Source organism: Microcystis sp. LEGE 08355 (assembly GCF_015207185.1).
Lineage (GTDB): Bacteria > Cyanobacteriota > Cyanobacteriia > Cyanobacteriales > Microcystaceae > Microcystis > Microcystis panniformis.
The window spans coordinates 1-4328 of the sequence record NZ_JADEXI010000400.1 but is presented as its reverse complement, the minus strand read 5'-3'; the positions used below and the strand labels follow the sequence as shown (position 1 = coordinate 4328).

At 36.5% G+C, this 4328-nt stretch carries 2 protein-coding genes; one reads left to right on the top strand and one right to left on the bottom strand.

All coding sequences use genetic code 11. The features are described 5' to 3' along the window. Positions 1–77 precede the first annotated feature (77 nt). Entirely contained in the window at positions 78–3692 is a 3615-nt protein-coding gene (locus IQ242_RS17850; protein WP_193960892.1) for an Eco57I restriction-modification methylase domain-containing protein, read from the top strand. 150 nt (positions 3693–3842) lie between these two features. On the opposite strand, the gene bioD is transcribed toward IQ242_RS17850, so the two are convergent. Beyond that, a partial coding sequence (bioD, locus tag IQ242_RS17845) for a dethiobiotin synthase (protein WP_193960891.1) occupies positions 3843–4328 on the bottom strand: 486 nt, incomplete at its 5' end.

Below are 4328 nucleotides of genomic sequence, written 5' to 3'. Positions count from 1 at the left end.
TGCATGAGTATAACCGATCATTTGGCAATGCTATATATAATAAAATTAATCGGTAGTTTCCCTAGAGGTAAACTTTTATGATCGTCAATAAGCGAGAACTCAAGCAAACCTTAAATCGGGTGTACTTGAAAATTAAGCCTGATACTGAAACAATTCAGGTTTTTCAAGCTAATTTGACGCGCTTGTTGGAGCAATGTGACAGCAAAAAGTCCGAAGAGTTTAATAAAAATTTGCTGATAGATTTTTTAAAAAATACCTATTATACCGATCACTATTTTATCAATACAAAAGAGCGCATCGATCTGGTGATTCATAATAACCAGGATGTTAAAATTCCAGTGGGGGTCATTTTTGAGACGAAGAAACCTACTCGGACAATAAATGCAGAAATGCCAAGACTGGATAATCTCAATACTAAGGCTTTTCAGCAGTTAGTTTTATATTTTCTCCGCGAAAGGGTGACAGATAAAAATCTTGAGATTAAACACTTGATTGTAACAAATATTTATGAGTGGTTTATTTTCGATGGGAAGACTTTTGAGGAGTTGTTTTTTGCTAATAAGGCTCTAGTTAACCAGTTTTGCGATTTTGAAGCAGGGAGACTGAGTAGTACGAAAACGGATTTTTTCTATCAACAAATTGCCGAACCAGCGATCACTAAAGTTATTGAGCAAATTAAGTTTACTCATTTTGATCTGCGAGAACTGGAAAATTTAGATTTGCTTGATATTTACAAGATTCTTTCGCCAGAACATTTACTTAAGTTACCTTTTGTTAATGACAGTAATACTTTAAATAAGCCTTTTTATAATGAGCTTTTGTATATTATTGGTTTGACGGAAGTTAAGGAAAAAGGGAAGAAATTAATTGGACAAATGAAAGCAGGCGATCGCTGTGATGGTTCCCTGATTGAAAATGCGATTAGTCGGTTGGATAGTTTAGATAAGACTTCAAAATTAACTGAAGAGTTTGGAACTACGGATGAGGAACGGCTTTATAATGTGGCGTTGCGGTTATCAATTAATTGGATTAATCGGGTTTTGTTTCTCAAATTATTGGAAGCGCAATTAATTAAATATCATCAAGGCGATCGAGATTTTGCCTTTCTCAATTTGGCGAAAGTTCCCAGTTATGATGATCTCGATAGTTTGTTTTTTGATGTGTTAGCCAGGGAGACAAATAAGCGCGAGGCTAAGGTTAAAACGACTTTTGCTCATGTACCTTATTTAAATAGTTCGCTATTTGAGCCAACGGAGACGGAACAGCAAACGATTTTTATTGGCAATTTGCGGGAGCGAACTTTACCCATTTTTGCAGGTACGGTGCTAAAAGATAATCAGGGTAATAAGCGAGTAGGTGAGTTAAATGCGTTGGCTTATTTGTTTGAGTTTTTGGATGCTTATAAATTCGATCGAGATGAGTTAGAAAATCCTCAAGAAGATAGCGAAAAGTTAATTAATGCTTCGGTGTTGGGGTTAATTTTTGAAAAGATTAATGGTTATAAGGACGGTTCTTTTTATACCCCGAGTTTTATTACCATGTATATGTTTCGGGAAACGATACGAAGAGCGATTGTGCAGAAGTTTAATGAAGTAAAAGGCTGGAATTGTCAAAGTTTAGATGATTTATATGAACGAATTGAGGACAAAAGAGAGGCAAATACTATTATTAATAGCCTGAAGATTTGCGATCCGGCGGTGGGTTCGGGACATTTTTTAGTTTCAGCTTTGAATGAGATAATCGCGATTAAGAGTGAGTTACGGGTTTTATTAGATACTTCGGGTAAGTCGCTAAAAGATTATCGGGTAGAGGTGCGAAACGATAAGTTATTGGTTTATGATGATGAGGGGAATTTATTTGCTTATCATCCGAATAATAAAGAAAAGCAACGGGTACAGCAAGCCTTATTTCATGAGAAACAGACGATTATCGAGGGGTGTTTATTTGGGGTGGATATTAACCCTAATTCCGTGACTATTTGTCGCTTGCGGTTATGGATTGAGCTTTTAAAAAATGCTTATTATCGCGAGGATGGCAATTTAGAAACTTTGCCAAATATTGATATTAATATCAAGTGTGGTAATTCTTTGATTAGTCGGTTTGCTTTGGATGTGGATGTTAAACAGGTTTTACAGAAGCAGAAGTTTAGTATTGAGCAATATCGCAATGCGGTACAGACTTATCGCAACGCGGAAAATAAGGAACAAAAGCGGGAGATGGAAACGCTGATTGCTAAGATTAAGGCTGGTTTTAGTGCTAATTTATTAACTGGTGATCCTAAGAAGGTGAAGTTACGTCAATTACAAGGGGAACTTTATAATCTGGAAAATCAGGGTTTATTGTTTGAGGAGACTAAGACGGAGCAAAAAGCGCGGGAGAAAAAAGTAACTAAGTTAAATAATGAGATTGATAAGCTAACTGCTGAAATCGCAGATATTGAAAGCGGTAGGCTGTATGAGAATGCTTTAGAATGGCGGTTTGAGTTTCCCGAAGTGTTGAATGATAACGGGGATTTTGTCGGGTTTGATGTTGTCATTGGGAATCCTCCTTATATTTATAGAAATGCTGACATTGAGAATGTTAAGGAATATTTTAACAGTAATTTTTATAATACATCAGGTAATTATGAATTGTATAAGTTCTTCATTGAGCAATCACTTAAAATCACCAAACAGAATGGCTTTAATTCTTTAATTACTAACTCATCTTTCCTTCTTCAAACATCATTCGACAAAACAAGAAAGTTTCTTTTAGAAAATTCCACACTTAAAAATATTGTTCCGCTTGGTGGTTCAGTGTTTGAAGAAGCTACAGTAGACTCTGCGATATATATTCTTCAGAAGTTAAAATACAATGGTGAAAAAACAAGCGTAATTAATCCGCAAAAACCAATTGATGTGGCTACAACTCCAGCATATACTCTGAAACAGGATAGATTTTTGTCAAATGAGTTTTTAGTATTTGACTATTTACTAAATGACGAAGAATATAATATTGTAAATAAACTACTCTCAAATTTTCCAAAAATTGAAACGGGTTATGACTTTGGGGTCGGTATAAATACAGGTTATATAAAAGACGAGTTAACATCAGAAACAAAACTTGATAAAAGATACCATCCAATGGTTCCAGGAACGGGAGTATCAAAATATGGTAATATCAAGACAGAAGGCTACATAATGTATGACAAAGAGTTTGTAAAAAGCAAAGGCAAGTTGGGTAGAACTTTGCCAGATGAAAAGTTTTTTACAGAACCAAAAATATTAATTGTGCGGACAAGAAATATTTCTCTAAAGGAAAGAATAATTGCTTCGATTGATTATAACAAAAAATATAACCTCAATAGAATTTCAAACATAATTTTAAAAGGCAATAATTCACTTGAAGGTCTTTTGGGTATATTAAATTCTAAGCTTTTTAATTGGCTTTATTCAAAGAGATATTTCGATTATGAAATAAAACCAATCTATTTACGAAACTCGCCCCTTTGTGACACCAACAACAAAGAACTTAACCGACTTGTGAAAGAGATTATTTCAATAAGAAATGCAGACGAAAAAGCTGATATTTCCAAAATCACAGATGCCATAGACAAATTAGTTTACAAACTCTATCAACTCACCTATAATGAGGTAAAAATCATTGATCCAGAATTTGCCCTAACAGAACAAGAATATCTGGACTTCCCCTAATTTATTCCCTTACCCCCCCGATGTCGTGTAGGGCTAATTCATGAATTAGCCCTACAATGAATCAACCCTACAATGAATCAACCCTACAATGAATCAACCCTACCCTTACCCCCCCGATGTCGGGGGGGCAGGGGGGGGTTGCCTTTTGCCTCATCTCAACAAGCAATTTAAATGCGCGGGCAGCTTAATTTCTGGCCAACTAGCTACCACCGAGGCCAATTTATCCAAATCCCGACGATCTTCGATAAAGGGAAAAACACCTAAAACCGGACAATTAGTCAAGGATTGAATTAAATCGATCGGTGTTAACTGCTCTATTTCCATCTCCGTGCGCGGTTCGAGACAATTAAGGATAATTCCGCCCAAATTGACCTTTTTCTGCTCTGCTAGGGCAATATTAGCCACCGTCTGGGAAATTGCCCCCAATTTCACCGGCACCACTAAAAGGGTTTTTAACCGCCATTGAGCCGCTAAATCCGCCAAAGTTAGCTCGTGGGTGACAGGACAACCTAAACCCCCTAAACCCTCAATTAAAACCAAATCCTGGCTTTTTTGTAGGTTTAGCAGAGCTTGCCACACCGTCCCTAAAGGAATATCTCGACCTTCCAAATCAGCAGCCACAGGAGGCGCTAAGGG